This window comes from Steroidobacter gossypii, from assembly GCF_016801985.1.
Taxonomy (GTDB): domain Bacteria; phylum Pseudomonadota; class Gammaproteobacteria; order Steroidobacterales; family Steroidobacteraceae; genus Steroidobacter; species Steroidobacter gossypii.
The window spans coordinates 210,682-225,929 of the sequence record NZ_JAEVLS010000005.1 but is presented as its reverse complement, the minus strand read 5'-3'; the positions used below and the strand labels follow the sequence as shown (position 1 = coordinate 225,929).

The 15,248-nt window shown below is 62.4% G+C and carries 11 protein-coding genes; 8 read left to right on the top strand and 3 right to left on the bottom strand.

Annotated elements, in window-relative coordinates; translation table 11 throughout:
- Nucleotides 1–87 precede the first annotated feature (87 nt).
- From JM946_RS21380 to JM946_RS21365, 4 genes are all read left to right on the top strand, one after another.
- Nucleotides 88–474: a helix-turn-helix domain-containing protein gene (locus JM946_RS21380; RefSeq protein WP_203169409.1), complete on the top strand. Its 387-nt coding sequence runs from the start codon at nucleotides 88–90 to the stop codon at nucleotides 472–474.
- Nucleotides 471–1,715, top strand: coding sequence for a type II toxin-antitoxin system HipA family toxin (locus JM946_RS21375; protein WP_203169408.1), 1,245 nt, complete (start codon nucleotides 471–473; stop codon nucleotides 1,713–1,715). The genes JM946_RS21380 and JM946_RS21375 overlap by 4 nt, the downstream gene beginning before the upstream one ends.
- 122 nt (nucleotides 1,716–1,837) lie before the next feature.
- On the top strand, nucleotides 1,838–2,482 hold the full coding sequence (locus JM946_RS21370; RefSeq protein WP_203169407.1) for a hypothetical protein: 645 nt from the start codon (nucleotides 1,838–1,840) through the stop codon (nucleotides 2,480–2,482).
- Between the two features lie 37 nt (nucleotides 2,483–2,519).
- Nucleotides 2,520–3,122 (top strand): hypothetical protein, encoded by a 603-nt coding sequence (locus JM946_RS21365; protein WP_203169406.1) that lies wholly within the window; start codon nucleotides 2,520–2,522, stop codon nucleotides 3,120–3,122.
- A gap of 42 nt (nucleotides 3,123–3,164) precedes the next feature.
- Here the strand turns inward: JM946_RS21365 and JM946_RS21360 are convergent, their stop codons facing one another.
- Nucleotides 3,165–4,094 (bottom strand): aldo/keto reductase, encoded by a 930-nt coding sequence (locus JM946_RS21360; protein ID WP_203169405.1) that lies wholly within the window; start codon nucleotides 4,092–4,094, stop codon nucleotides 3,165–3,167.
- Nucleotides 4,095–4,242: 148 nt separating this feature from the next.
- A complete protein-coding gene (locus JM946_RS31345) occupies nucleotides 4,243–6,378 on the bottom strand; it encodes a S9 family peptidase (protein ID WP_203169404.1) in 2,136 nt (711 codons plus the stop codon).
- Nucleotides 6,379–6,687: 309 nt separating this feature from the next.
- On the opposite strand from JM946_RS31345, the gene JM946_RS21350 reads away from it, so the two are divergent.
- From JM946_RS21350 to JM946_RS21335, 4 genes are all read left to right on the top strand, one after another.
- Nucleotides 6,688–7,170 (top strand): RNA polymerase sigma factor, encoded by a 483-nt coding sequence (locus JM946_RS21350; RefSeq protein WP_203169403.1) that lies wholly within the window; start codon nucleotides 6,688–6,690, stop codon nucleotides 7,168–7,170.
- Entirely contained in the window at nucleotides 7,167–8,210 is a 1,044-nt protein-coding gene (locus JM946_RS21345; RefSeq protein WP_203169402.1) for a FecR family protein, read from the top strand. The genes JM946_RS21350 and JM946_RS21345 overlap by 4 nt, the downstream gene beginning before the upstream one ends.
- Before the next feature lie 162 nt (nucleotides 8,211–8,372).
- The gene (locus JM946_RS21340) at nucleotides 8,373–11,075 is read left to right on the top strand and encodes a TonB-dependent receptor (RefSeq protein WP_203169401.1); all 2,703 of its coding nucleotides are present in this window, start codon (nucleotides 8,373–8,375) and stop codon (nucleotides 11,073–11,075) included.
- Nucleotides 11,076–11,159: 84 nt separating this feature from the next.
- Complete coding sequence (locus JM946_RS21335) at nucleotides 11,160–13,334, top strand: Atxe2 family lasso peptide isopeptidase (RefSeq protein WP_203169400.1); 2,175 nt, start codon at nucleotides 11,160–11,162, stop codon at nucleotides 13,332–13,334.
- On the opposite strand, the gene JM946_RS21330 is transcribed toward JM946_RS21335, so the two are convergent.
- A complete protein-coding gene (locus JM946_RS21330; protein WP_203169399.1) occupies nucleotides 13,313–15,223 on the bottom strand; it encodes an asparagine synthase-related protein in 1,911 nt (636 codons plus the stop codon). The genes JM946_RS21335 and JM946_RS21330 overlap by 22 nt on opposite strands.
- Nucleotides 15,224–15,248: the final 25 nt, after the last annotated feature.

Genomic DNA, 15,248 nt, shown 5'->3' with positions numbered 1-15,248 from the left:
CAAGGCCGGCTGCTCCCCGGCGTCCTGGCACGGAGCCTGAACTAACATAGAGTTGACCAAAATCGCCTAATCGATAAACTCTATGTTATGCCAAGCACCCCTCAAGCCCTGCAGACCCTGCCGCCCGCGGCCGCCCAGGCATTGCGCGCTCTGGGTGAAAACCTGGCCATCGCCCGGGTTCGACGCCGGGAATCGCAACGTGTCTGGGCCAAGCGTCTGGGCATTTCGGTGCCGACCTTGATCCGGATGGAGCGCGGCGACGCCGGCGTCAGCGCGGGCATCTATGTGACCGCACTGTGGCTGATGGGGCGGGTGAATGCACTGCCGGCCATTGCCGCGCCGGCCGAGGATAAGGGCGCGCTGGAAAGCGACGTTCGCGGGGCGCTCAAACGTCGAGCGGTGCGTTCGGCGGCGTCGGTCGAAGCGCGCCTGGCACGTGGCGCGAGCAAAAGCGGGAAGCAGGTGCGCTCGTGAACGCCGCTCGCAAGCCCATCGCTTACAAACCGACCGACCAGTTGTTTCTTTGGCTGGTGACTCAGCCAACGCGGCCGGTGTTCATCGGCGAATTGCATTTGGTGCGAACCACGCGCGGCGTGTCTCTGCGCTATGCGCCGGAATGGCTCCAGCACGGCTTCCCGTTGAGCGAAGATCTGCCGCTGATCGATGACGAGTTGCTGCCGACCGAGTCGGGCATCGCCATCGGCGCGGTCGACGATGCGCGTCCGGATCGTTGGGGCGAGCGCGTCATTCGCTTTCTCGACAAGCCGCCGCGGTTGTCGGTGCTCGAATATTTGTATTTCGCCGGCGACGATCGCTTCGGGGCGCTCGGCGTGTCGACATCCGCCGATGAATATCGCCCGCGCACGCTCGGGCCGCTGCCGGCGCTGGACGATACCGACACCATTCACGATCTGATCCGCAAGGTGCAGGACAACGAGCCGGTGCCCGAAGCGCAGAAGCGTCTGATCTCTCCGGGCGTGACGTTGGGCGGCGCGCGTCCGAAGGCGCTCATCGATATTGCCGGGGAACAGTGGGTGATCAAGTTCGCCGACGGCGAGCCGGCGGATACTCCGCTGGTCGAGCATGCGTCCATGCTGCTCGCGCAGAAAGCAAACATTCGGGTTGCGCCGACTCAGGCGGTGCGGTTGACGGACGGGCACGCTGTCGCGATCAAACGTTTCGATCGTGAGCACGGGAGGCGGTTGCACTGCTTATCGGCATGCGTGGCGTTGCGAGCAGCGGGTGAACGCTTCGGCTACCCCGAGCTGGCGCAACTGCTGCGTCGTCGCGGCGTGGTGGAAGGCGGCCAGAACGAACGTGACATGCACGAATTGTTTCGTCGCATGGTGTTCAACATTCTGATCGATAACACCGACGATCACGAAAAGAACCACGCGTTGATCGCCACCGACGCGCAACAGTATCGGTTGTCCCCGGCCTACGATGTGCTGCCTTCCGGGCAGGCGCTGGGCTTTCAGCAGATGCGGGTGGGCGAGGAGGAGGCCGATTCGACGCTGGCGAATGCGCTGTCGATGGCGGCGATGTTCTCGCTGAAGAAGGATGCTGCGATCAACCAGGTGCGTGAGGTGGTCGCGGTCGTGAATGACTGGCAGAAGCACTACGCGGAGTGTGGCGTCACGCGAGGCGATATCGAGCTGTATGCCGAGCAGATCGATCGGCCGTTCCTGTTGGAGCAGCGGCGCGAGTTCACCTGAGGCGGCTCGACCATTGACGACTTTTCATGACAGCGTCGGCTCGGGCGGGGAACATGCGGTCGCCTCGTTCGTCCAACCAGTACGCCCCCGAGGCAGTCCGGCTCAGGATGTGGAGATTTTCTATGCGTGTCGCAGCCAGTGGATCGAAAGCATCGTTGATCGCCGCTGTGTGCGGCGGCTTGTTGCTGCCGCTCGCGAGCCGTGCGGCCGAGGATTCAGCGCCGGTTCAGGCGACCTGGAAGACGCAGGAGATTCGCTACAACTACACCGGCTTCACCACGGCCTACGATTGCGATGCTTTCGAGTCCAAGCTCGAAAGAATCCTGCGTGCACTGGGCGCGCACGAGCAAACGCGCGTTCTGGCGCAAGGCTGTTTCGCCAACCGCCCGACGCGCAACTTCTTCGTTACCATCACCACCGCATCGCCCGTGACGCTCGCCGATGCTCCCAAAACGGAAGCAAACACCAGCCGCGAGAAGTTGCTCAAGCGCCTGGGCGTGGCTTCTGCCAGGCTCGATGAAACATTCCCGGCCGAATGGAAAACCATCCAGCTGTCACGCGACCGCAAGCTGGACCTGGAGCCCGGCGACTGCGAGCTCATGCAGGGCCTGCGCGACCATGTACTGCCAAAGCTCTCGGTGAAGATCGTCACCGACCGCGTCAGCTGCATCCCCCGTCAACTGACGACCCAAACCCCCGAGCTGACCGTCTCCGCTCTGGTCGCCCTCCCCAAACCCGACGCCCCCGCTGGCAAGCCGCAGAGCTGAGTGACATCCTTCGCAGCGGGGTCATGGGAGGGCTCACATGCGATTGCGCCTTGTCATATTACTTTGCGGCGGCCTGCTGACGCCGCTGGCGAGCGGTGCCGACGACAACCCGGAAGCGATACAGGCGACCTGGAAGGAACAGGAACTGCGCCACCTGTTTACAGTCGTGGAGCGCGGTGTGGCTTACGAGTGTCTCAGCCTGGGGCAGCGCTTGAAGGAGATGCTGATCGATCTGGGGGCTCACCAGAGCACTCAGGTCCGGGTGCAAGGCTGCAGCGGAGGGGCATCGTCGGAACTCATGTTCACGATTGCCACCGCGACACCCGTGCCGCTGGCAGAAGCGCCGCCGAGGAGCGAACGAAGCGAAAAAGTGCTCAAGCGCATGAGAGTGAACGCCGAGCAGCTCGATGAAACATTTCCGGCGGCATGGCGCAGCGTTGAACTGTCGCGCTACGCGAAATTGGGCGCGGGGGATTGCGAGCTGATGCGCGATCTGCGGAACAATTTGCTGCCAAAGCTCGGCGCCAAAATCGAGAGCGGCCAGATCGATTGCAGGCGTACGGACGGCCGCCTGTCGTCTCGCGATCTGACGGTGTCGGTGCTCGCGCCGTTGGAGGCGCCTGATGTCCCGTCGCCCTGATCGGCCGGGCCCGTCCCGACCGATCAGTTCCGAACAGAAGCCTCAGCCAACCAGCTCGATCACTTCCTGTTTCTGAGCGGCCGAGAGCAGTGGGCCGAAGCCGGCCTTGAGGTTGTCGCTCTGGCGGTCGGGCTTGCCGGTGGCGGGAATCACCGCGGTGACGGCGTCGTGGCTCAGGCAGAATTTCAGGAACATCTGCGCCCAGGAAGTCACGCCGACTTCCTTGGCCCAGCCTGGCAGCGCTTTGCCCTTCACCTGGTTGAACAGCTTGCCGTCGTTGAAGTTGCGATTGGCGAGCACGGCGATGCCCAACTCCTTGGCCATCGGGAACAGGCGACGCTCGGCGCCGCGATTGGTGACCGAGTAGTTGATCTGCAGAAAGTCCGGCTTGGTTTCCTGCACGACGTCGGCGAGCTGGTCGTGCGCGGAATCGAGATAGTGAGTGATGCCGGTGTACTTCACCTTGCCTTGTTCCTTGAGCTCGCGCGCCAGCGCCAGCTGGGTTTTCCAGTCCCCGAGATTGTGCACCTGGAGCAGCTCGACTTTGTCCGTGCGCAGAGTCTTGAGCGACTTCTGAAACTGCGCGAGGCCCTTGTCACGGCCGACCACGCCGGACAGCTTGGTGGCGATGAACGCCTTGGGGCGCAGCTTGGCGTCGGCCAGCAGTGGGCCGAGCACTTCTTCGGCATTGCTGTAGGTGGGCGCGGTGTCGATCAGCGTCGCGCCGCCGTCGAAAAAGCGCTTCAACACTTCTTTGAGCGCCTGATATTCCGGACCGCCCGGCGTCACTTCGAAACTGCCCGAGGTGCCCATGCCGATGGCCGGCACGGTTTCGCCGCTGGAGGGAATCGTCCTGTGCAACATCCTGCCCTCGCTTGCCGCCCGAGCCACCGACAGCCAGGTCGACCCCAGCAGCGCCGATCCGGCGAGCGCAGCGGAGGACTGACCGATGAACTGGCGACGTGTAGTCATTGCAATTTCTCCTTGAGGAGTCGACCGGAGTGGGGCCGACACGTTACTGAGCTTGCCGCGCCCGGCGCAACCGCAGCTGCGACGAGTCGGCCTTGCAGTGCGCCGACCGGCGTGTCGCGCCGGTCGGCTCCATACATCTGCCCGGGGATCAGCTGGCGGGTTGCTGCTTCAGAAAGCGCTCCAGCCAGCGATGCACTTCGACAAAGAACTGCCGGCTGTTCTCGCCATTCAGGATCCAGTGGTTCTCGTCGGGGAAGATCAACAGACGGCTCTCGACCTGCTGACGCTGCAGCACGTTCCAATATTCCAGCGTGTTGTTGAGCGGCACGCGGAAGTCACGCTCGCCCACCGTCACCAGCACGGGCGTTTTCCATTGCGACGCATAGCGAATCGGATTTTGTTTGTTCCAGTCCACGCCTTGCTGCCACGGCGGACCGCCCATGTTCTTTTCGCGCGGATAGTTGATATCGCTGGTGGCCCACTGACTTTCCAGATTGACCAGGCCCGCGTGGCTGACCAGGCAGCGATAGCGATCGGTGCTCGCCTGCATCCAGTTGGCAAGGTGGCCGCCGTAGCTGGCGCCGCCGGCGCACTGGCGGGCGCCATCGATGAACGAATAGCGCGCAATCGCTTCGTCCGCGGCCTGGTTGATCTCCAGTGCCGGGCCTTCCAGCGGATCGCCTTGAATGCCGCGGGAGAACTCGGCGCCGAAGCCGGTCGAGCCGGTGTAGTTGGTCAGCAGCACCACATAGCCTGGCGCGGCGAGCAGGTGATAGTTCCAGCGCAGGAAGAAAGTGTCGCGCCACATGGTGTGCGGACCGCCGTGCATCAGCACCAGCAGTGGATATTTCCTGGCAGGATCGAAGCCCGGCGGGCGCACGATCATGTTATGAATGCGCGCGCCGCGTTTGCTGTCGAACCAGAAGTGTTCCAGCGGCGCCATGTCGAGCGCGGCGACTTTGTCGGTGGAGAATCGAGTCAGTGCGCGATGGCTGCCGCCTTGCGGATCGATGCGCACGATTTCCGCCGGGCTGACGGCGCTGTCGTAGCTCGCGATCAGCAGGGGCGAGCCAGCTTTATCCGCGCCGACCAGGTTGCTGTACATGCCAGCCTGCATGTCGAACGCCAGTTTGGCTTCGCCGCCGGAGTTCTTGCCCCGGAACACTTTCACGTGACCGGCGTCCTCGCCGAGCAAATAAACGTCGCGATTGTTGGGCGCGATCACGAAAGCGAGCGCATCTCGATCCGCCGGCAGAGTGATATCGGCGCGAGGCTGCAGCGAAGGCCACTCGAACACGCCCACATGAGTCGGGCTGAATACATATGTGTCGCGCACCTCACGGAACGCATACAGGGTGCGGCCATCGGGGCTGAACTTCGCCTCGCTCCAGCTATCGCCGCCCTTGAGCTCGTCGTTGCCAGTGAGCCGACGCGGCTCGCCGCCATCCACCGACACCTGCCACAGCTCGGTATTGGTGTAATCGAAGGCGCCGCGATGGGCGTTGCGGCTGGCGGTGAAGATCAGGCTGTCGCCATCGGGCGCCCAGACGAGATCCAGCTCGCTGGAGCTCTGTGAGCTGCGGCCTGCAAAACCCGGCTGCTTGATCAGTTGGGTGCCGGCGAACAGATCGCGCGCATCGTTCACGCCCACCGTCTGCACGAATGCATGCGGCTGGCGATTCTCCGGCAGCCAGGTGTCCCAGGCGCGAATCGGAAAACCGTCGTAGGCGCGCATCTTATATTTGCGCGCCTTCTCTTCGCCGACGATGCGTTTGCTGTCCTCGTCGTTGCGCGCCTCCGGCGGCACGTCGCTGGTGAAGGCGATCTTGCGTCCGTCGGGTGAGAACTTCGGCAACCGCGCGCCGGTGCTCAGTGTGGTCGCGCGCAATGCCTCGCCGCCCGCGGCGATATCGAGGACATAAATCTGATTGACTTCATCGCCGTCGCGCTTGGTCGAGAAGGCGATGCGCTTGCTATCCGGGCTCCACGCAACGCCGGATTCCGCGGGGCGGGTTTGGGTCAGGCGCCGCGCCGGCGTCTTGCCGTCCGTCGCCACGATCCATAAATCGCTGTTCTGCTGATCGCTGTTGTATGCGGGCTCGGTCACGCTGAAGACGGCCTGCTTGCCATCGGGACTGACGGCGGGCGCGCCAACTCGTGGCAGCAGCCAGAGGTCCTCGTGCGTGACGACGCGGCGTTCGGCGGCGAACGCGGTCGTTCCGATCATGGACGCAAGCGCGAACGCCGTCATGGCAAGCGCGCGTGAGATAAAAGAAGTGCTCACTAGCAACGGCTCCTTCTCGATGGGTGGCGAAGGTACTCTCGGGTAACTCGAGCTGCCCATGATACCGGTCGTTGCTGCAGTTGCGCAGGAGTTCGTCAATTTCGGCAGGAAGGGTGCGGTGGCAGATACGGCGTTGTCAGATATGCAGGGAATCACGCAATATTCGGCCCGCTGCGCACCGACGCGAACCCGATTGGGAGGTTCGGTGCGAAGTTTCGCGGTAGATATGTTGTTTGCCGCTGGAAGTCACGGGCGCGGGGCAGCTCACAGGGAAGCCGACGCACCGTCGCGTGAGATCGAGGCCCCATCATGGAAGTGCTCCTGAGGCAGCTGCGCAGCCTTAAGAAACTACTACGCCGGCGTGGCGCCACGCCGGACCAGGCGGAAGATCTGGTCCAGGAAGCCGTTCTGCGGCTGCATGCCTATACCCGTCAGGGCGGGCAGATCCAGAATCAGGAAGCCTTTCTCACCCGGACCGCGCTCAACCTTGCGGTCGATCAGCATCGCCACGCCCGGCTCGACAGCTACGAGAGCGAGCCGGTTGAAAATCTCGACCTGCCCGATCTGCAGCCCTCGCCAGATGAGGTTTTCGCCGCCGAGCAACGTCTGATGAAGATGCGGGAGGCGCTCGATCGCGCCAACCCTCGAACCCGAGAAGTATTCTTCATGCATCGTCTCTACGGTTTCAGCCACGCCGAGATCGCGCGCCGCCTGGGGATCAGCGTCAGCGCCGTGGAGAAACATGTTGCGAGCGCCGTCACCCTGCTGGCGATGGAGCGGCAGAGAGAATGACCGCCACCGACTCGCAAAGGGGCAAGCCCGTGCCTGCTGAGCTGTTGGCCGAAGCCGGCGTCTGGATCGCCAAGCTGCATGGCGATTCGCGCGGCCGTGCGCTAGAGAACGGCTTTCGCCGCTGGTTGCTCGCGCACCCGGACAATGCTCGCGCATTCGAGATCGCCACCACGGTCTGGGACGAGGCGGAACACTTGCGTCAGGTGGTGCCGTTCCGACCGGTTGCGCGAGTCGAGCGACGCTCGATGTGGCGTCCAATCGCCGCGACACTGGCCTGCGCGATGCTGTTGGTGATGGTCGGTGTCATCTGGTTCCAATATGCCGGCGTGATCTCCACTCAAGTGGGCGAGCAGCGCCAACTGGTGCTTCAGGATGGCACGCGAGTCTTTCTGAACACCGACACTGCCATCAAGGTGAAGTACGACCAGCGACAGCGGCGGGTCGAGCTGCGTCGGGGCGAGGCGCTGTTCAACGTCGCCAAGCAGAGCGACTGGCCGTTCGTCGTGGTGGCGGGCGATCGGCAGGTAAAAGCGCTTGGCACCCAGTTCGTGGTTCGCAGAGATGCGCAGCGTCTCGCGGTCACTTTGGTGGAAGGCAGCGTCGCGGTTTCGCCGGTGCGGCCCGCCATGGCCGAACTGATGCAACCGATGATTCAGCCGCCCGCGCCGATCGAACAAACACCCACGATGTCGGCGGATCGCAATACTGGCGAAGTCACGTTGACACCGGGCCAGCGCCTCACGTTCACCGCCGGCGCGCCGACACGGCTCGATACGCCTGCCGTGGAGAAGGCCACCGCGTGGCGCCGTGGCCAGGTGATTCTCGACGACACGCCGTTGCGTGCGGCTGCCGCCGAGATGAACAGATATAACGAGTCCAAGCTGGTCATCGAGCAGCCCGAAGCGGCCGAGCTATTGATCAATGGGTTGTTTCAAGCGGGCGACTCCAGCCATTTCGCCAATGCCGTGGCGCAAGCCTATGGGCTCACAGTGATCCAGCGGGGCAATGAAATAGTGATTTCCGGCAAACCGGTTCAGTGAGGATGCAGTGGTGGCTTTTTGCCGCTGTGGTTTTTTCGCACTGAGGTTTTATAAGAGCTACAACGTCGAATAACCGACGTGTGTCAAAAATCCTGACGTTCGATTCCCTCGAATAGCTCGGGAGTATGGGGACCGCGGGGCTAAACTGGTTAGGAGACCACCTTGAGCACCAATAGTCGGAAGGTTCGTGCCGTTTCTCGTTTTTCGCCGGCTGGAACGCTGGCGGCGAGCGTACTGGCCATTCTCGCAACGGCGGCGGACGCGCAGGCAGTGACCCAATGGGACCTGCCCGGCCAACCGCTGGCGAAATCGCTTAGAGATATTGCGGCACAATCAGAAAGTAACATCATCTTCGACAAGAAGCTGGTCAGCGGCCAGCAGGCCCGGCCGCTGAAGATCAAAGCCAGCGCCGAAGAAGCTTTGAGCCAGGTGCTGGAAGGCACCGGCCTGACCTTTCGTCAGCTGGACGACAAGACCGTGACCATCCAGCTGGCGAGCACCGATCCGATGGCCACCACCAGCGCTGCCTATAACAGCGATGGTCGCATCCGTCTGGCGCAAGCGCAGACCTCACCAAGCGGGCAGGGCGAGCGGCAGCCTCGTACGATCGAAGGCCGAACGCTGCTCGACATCGAAGAAATCATCGTCACGGGTACCAACATCCGCGGTATCGAGAACAACACTGCGCCCATCACCGTGCTCTCGCGTGAATACATCAACGCGACCGGTTACAGCACCGTGAGCAAGCTGCTGGAGTCGGTGACCCAGAACTTCGCGCTGGCGAATCAGAGCGGTCAGGTCACGCCGGGCGTGACGGTTACCCGCGAGCAGGGCTCGAGCATCAATCTGCGTGGTATCGGTGAAGGCACCACGTTGGTGTTGTTGAACGGTCGACGCATCGCTCCGGGCTATCGCTCGGCAGCGGTGGATATTTCCGCCCTGCCGTTGTCCGCCATCGAGCGCGTCGAAATTCTGCCGGACGGCGCGTCGGCGCTGTACGGCTCGGACGCAGTCGGCGGTGTGGTGAACTTCATTCTGCGCGAAGATTTCGAAGGCGCCGAGACGCGGCTGCGCGCCGGTGTGGCTGACGGCGTAGACGAGTACCGCGCCAGCCAGGCGCTGGGCAATGCCTGGGAATCGGGCAATGCGCTGGTCTCTGTCGAATATCTGCAACGCGATCGACTCGCCTCCGCCGATCGGGATTTCATCGGGGCCAACTCGCTGATCGATACCCTGCTGCCGGAGACCGAGCAATACTCGGCGATGTTCACGGGTAAACAGCAGATCGGCAGCTCGTTAAGCGTGTTCGCCGATGCCTTGTACACCAGGCGAGACACCGAGGGCACCGGTCGCAGAACCTTCGCGGAATCCGTCTCTAACGAGAACGATCAGATCGCCACCACTCTCGGCGTGGATTGGAGCGTGGCTGGCGATTGGAATATCCAGTTGTCGGCAGGTTACAACGAAAATACTACCGACCAGGTCAGCAACGCCCGGGTGCAGGCGATCCCAACCTTACCGATCAATGTCACGGTCAGCGAGTATTCATTTGATTCGCAAATCGCAGAACTTAAGGCCGACGGCTCGTTGTTCTCCCTGCCGGGAGGCAAGGTAAGCATGGCTATCGGCGCGGCCTACCGCACCGAGAATTATGAAGAGACGATCCGCCGGTTGCCGAACACGCCACTGTCGGCGCAAGACGTCGACCAGGACGTTACCAGCGCTTACGGCGAAGTGTACGTGCCGTTGTTCAGCGAGGCCAACGCTGTGACCGGCGTACAAAGCCTGGAATTGTCGCTGGCGGGTCGCTACGACGATTACTCGACCGCCGGCTCGTCGTTCGATCCGCAGGCTGGTCTCATGTGGGAACCGGTCAAGGGGCTGCGCCTGCGCGCACGCTATGGCACCTCATATAAGGCGCCCAACCTGGTCGACTACAGCCTGGCCAGCAATAGCGCGCTGGCGCTTGCTGGCAATATTCCCGGCCTGGGGCCCACGCGCGTCCTGTCGGTCAACGGCATCGCGGTCGATTCCTTGCGCCCGCAGGAGTCCGAAAGCTCCTCGTTCGGTCTGGAATTCACGCCCGAGGGCGTTGCCGGGCTGTCCGTGTCGCTCAACTACTACAAGATCCGCTACACCGGTTTGATCGCAAACCCTGGGGCGGTACTGACGCTGTTGTCGGATCTGAATGCATTCAGCGACTTGCTCATCTTCAACCCAAGCGTCGATCAAGTGAACCAGTTCATCGCCATTGGCCAGTTGGGACAGGGTTTCGCCTCGCTGATCCCGAACTTCACGCCGGATCAGGTCGACGTAATCGTCGATGGTCGGCGCCGCAACCTAAGCGTAGTGAGCAGCAACGGCATCGACCTCGCGACCGAATATAACTTCAACGTGGGCGCGAACCGATTCTTCATCGGCTTGGGTGGCACTTACGTGCTCAACCGGGACCAGCAGGTCACGGCTAACAGCGCGGAGATCGACACAGCGGACACTATCTACAACCCGCCAAGCTACCGCGCCCGTGGTTTCGTCACCTGGCAGCGACAGGGGGTTGCCGCCAACATGTTCGTCAACCACGTCGACAGTTATGTCGACAACCGGGCCACGACGCCGGTGGCGAACTCGAAGGTCGATTCGCTCACCACGGTCGATCTGCGGCTCTCTTATGACTTTTCCAACAAGTTCAGCAGTGGCTTCCTGTCGGGGTTCAGCGTGGCGTTGAGCGCGCAGAACGTCCTCGATGAGGATCCGCCGTCGGTGTTCATAACGCCGACCAGCTCCACTTTCGATCTGGGCTTCGACCCGGTGAATGCTGATCCACTGGGACGGCTGATTTCGTTGGAGTTCGTCAAGACATGGTGAGTCTGACCTAACTGGTGTATCGGGGTGGGGGCAGTGGGGGCTTTCGTGAGAAGGCCCCCGATTTCTGTCCGAGGTCGAGAATAGATGAAGTTCTCCTTGCGTCGCGTCTTGCTCGTGGCTGCGGCATTGTTTGCAGCCCATACTTCCGCCCATCAGACGCTGACGATTCCCGAGGTGCCAGCAGGCACGCCGCGCACCGTTACGCCCGATGACTTTGCGAAGCTTCGCACCGCGGAGCGATTCAGCCTCTCGCCCGACGGTAAGCGGTTCGCGCTGCTGGTTCGGCAGGGGGATGCAACTGCGAACGAATATCGCAGGGCCTGGTATGTCGGCAGCGTGCAGGGTGGCGCGCTCACCCAGGTGGGCGATGGTGGCGAGACTCGCCTGTCGAGGGCCGGTCTGACCGGCCGATCCACCGGCACGTTCGAACGCCCGGACGCGCGTTGGTCGCCCGACGGCCGCTGGCTGGCGTACACGCGATTGCAAGACGGAGAGATTCAGTTGTGGCGCGGCGCTGTCGATGCCCGCTTCGAGCAACAAGTCACGCACAACGCAGCGGACGTTCGTGAGTTCGAGTGGAGTGAGGACGGTCGATCGCTCTACTTCACCGTTGGGGCTACCCGCGCCGAAGAGCAAGCGATCACGCAAGCCAGGGAACGTGCAGGCTATCGCTACGATCAGGATCTGCATTCCATCGCGGATCTGATGCTGCCCCGGTTGCGGCATGCGCCGCCGAACTCGGCCACGACACTGTGGACTGTGACGTTCGACGGGCATGACGAGCAACTCGCAAGCGACGCGGACCGTGCCGCGTTCGAGCAGGCTCGCGGCCGAGCCGATCCCACGGGGGGTGTCCCAGTGGGTGCGATCAAAGCCGGCACCACGGTGATGCAAACGGAGCGCACTGACGGCGCGCGAGCGTGGTTGGTTCGGTCGGACGAACATTCGCGCTCGCTCCGCGTGCATGCTTCATTACCAAACAAAACATCGGAGGATATCCAGTGCGCGGCGTCGGAATGCTCTGGTTACATCGAAAGGATCTGGTGGGTTGGCAACCGGGTGTTGTTCTGGCGCCGTGAAGGAATCCGTTGGGGAACGCAGGGCATCTATACGTGGGATCCGACGCGTGGCGCCGTGAGGACGGTATTGCGGGCACCGGACGATGTTTATACGCAATGCGAGCTGGGCGCGCACAAGCGTCTTGTCTGCATGCGCGAAACGCCGACGCTGCCGAGCCATCTGGCAGCGATCGACGTTGCCTCCGGGCGCATCGCGGTAGTGGCCGATATCAACCCGGAGTTTCGGAACATTCGCCTGGGCAAGGTGGAACGCGTCGAGTGGGACACGCCGAGCTTCCCCTGGAGCGAGCCCGGTCAGCCGCTGCACGGCTTTTATGAATCGCGCGCCTCCGGCTACATCTTTTATCCCCCCGGCTTCGACGCCAATGAAAAATATCCGGTGTACATCAATCCTTATGCCAGCAACGGCTTCATGAACATCACCAACCAAGAGACGCCGTCGCATGCTCTGGCGGCGCGCGGCATGGTGGTGTTGGGCGCCAGTTTTCCGCTGCAGCTGCCGCTCAATCCCAGGCAGGAAGCGCTCAGATTGGCCAACTCCGCGGAGCTGGATTTCCCTCATACCAGCATGTGCGCGGAATCCACTTTGCGAGCACTCGACAGCGTCATTGCTCGAGGCATCGTCGACGAGCGACGCATAGGCATCGGCGGAGTCAGCCAAGGCGCAATTACCTCGATGTTCATCGCGCACCGGCACGATCGCGTGGCGGCGATCGCCATCTCCGGCGGGATCTGGTCGCAGCTGGACTATTACGTCGCGACCAGCGCTTTGCCAAAGCTCGCTGGCGGCATTGCATGGTGGACCAAGCCGGAAGGAGAGGGCATGAACATGTGGCGCGGGATCGATGCTGCCGACAATGTCGCGAAAATTACGGCGCCTATTCTGATGAACGCGCCGGCGGCCGAGATGCTCAACCTGGTACGCCTGGTCAAACATCTAAATGAGGCCGGCAAACCCTACGACGCTTACGTATTCCGCGACGAGACGCACACCAAGTGGCAGCCCGCGCACCTTCATGCCATCGTGCAGCGGAACCTGGACTGGTTCGACTTCTGGTTGCGCGACCGCGAGGATCCCGATCCCGCCAAGGTCGAGCAATACGAGCGTTGGCGCAAATTGAAAGACCAGCAGCAGCTGAGCCGCGCGAATCGGAGCTCTCAGGAAACGGCGTTGCGATAGCGCGCCGCGGTTGCCGTGCCGACCTGCTTCCACTGCTGCATCCAAATCTCGGCGGCGAGATAGGATAGCAACGTCGATGCGACGATCTGCGTGGAAGGATCGTCCAGGGCGAGGCACTCTTCGAGCTTGCGACGATCCAGATACCCATCGTTCACCAGATGGCCGTCCAGCAATTGATCGCGCAACAACCCTCGGTGCTTATGAACCACGTTCTGATAGAACGCCGATCCCGAACCCTTGGCGGTGCGTTTGCGAATCTCCTCGGGCAGGACGTCTCTGAAGGCATGCCGCGCCAGCCCGCGGCTCGTGGCGCCTTTCAAGGAGGTGTAGCTGGGAATCCGCAACGCGACTTCCCACACCGGCTGAGCGTCGAGGGGATCGATATCGTCGGCGAGGCCGCGGGTGTGAACGACGAATTCGTGGTAGGCAGTCGAAGCGATTGCGTTCGCAAGCATCTGCGTTCCGGGAGGCAGCGCAGCCGTCGCAACATGTTGAGCCTCGCGTAAGGTTTGCTCGCTGTGCGCCATCTGCGTGGCCAGTTCCGAGTTCAGCAGCGTCGTTCGCCAGAACGTATGGAAGCGCGACACGTAGCGGCGGCGTAGTAGCCCGTGCGACACGGTCTTTTGCAGCACCGTCCAAAGCGATTCCTTGCTGAGGGTTGAACTGGCGAGCAGATGCCGCCACAACGCAGGCCTTAGGCCATGCCGGCGCGCGTAGTCGATCGACGCCACGGGCTGGGTGGTGGCCAGGAACACTGTGTCGCCCGACTGCCCGGAGAAGAACGCTTCGGCGCCGTGATTCCGGACCATTTCCATTCGGGTATCGTCCATCTCCATGGACGCGAAGTACATGAGCGGTCTGAGTCGCAGCGGGATGGCGCTCAGTCGCTGCATGTTCAGCTCCGGGCTTCTTTTTCTTTCCACCAGGGGCACACCCCAGCGTTGCGCGACCAGCCGTGCGTAGCGCCGCTCATCGCCATGGCTGACGATGGCGCGGACCTTTTCGATCGTCGCCCGATCCATGCCCAGCAAATGAACCTGCTGTTGAGCGTCGCTGTCTTCGATCGCCAGATTGCAGAATGTCAGCTGTGGCTTGGCGGGCGCGTGCGCCAGGCATCCCGCCACGATCGAAGAATCCAGCCCGCCCGAAAGACGATGCGTAATGTTGCGATAGCAGGATGCCCATGCATTCACGGTGCTTTGTACCGCCGAGCGTAGCGCCAGCTCTGCCTCTTCGGGTCGTTCGAAGTTCGGCGCGCTGGCCACAGCTACTGGGTCCCAAATGCGTGTGCGAGTGCGGGCTTGCTCATGCAGAGTGAGGCATTCGCCTGCGGGCAGTGGCTCGACGTTCTCGATGGCCGTCGCCTCGCGCGCGAGACTGAGCGAATACAGCCAGCGTGACAGATGATCTCGATCGATGGAGAAGGGACCGGGCAGGCAATGCAGCGCATCTTCGATGTCGGCGAAGAACACGTCGACGCCGCGGTAAGTCGTGCTGTAGCACGGCAGGGTGCCGGTCGGGTCGCGAAACACATGATGCTTGCGAGCGGCATCGTCATGAACGATGGCGAGGTAGGTGCCCCAATAGCGCTCGACAACGCGACGTCCGCCGCTGCGGACGACTCGCAGCGCTTCGTCGGCATCGAATTGGGCCTGGCGAGGCACTTCGGCCTCGGTATGACTTTCGAACAGCTTTCCAAAAATCACACCACCATTGCGATCGAGTCGGTAGACGCTAGCGGTCCTGCGCGCATCGGTTCGGAATAGCTTGATGCCAGTGCCTTCGTAAGCGAGGTTCCATGTCGCCGGGGCGGAGGTGCTCAGCGCATTAACCGTGCGGGCGCTTTCGAGGTTCCGCGAATTCCATACGAATGCGAGATAGCGGTACATGGATGTTCCTTATCCGGTGCGGGCT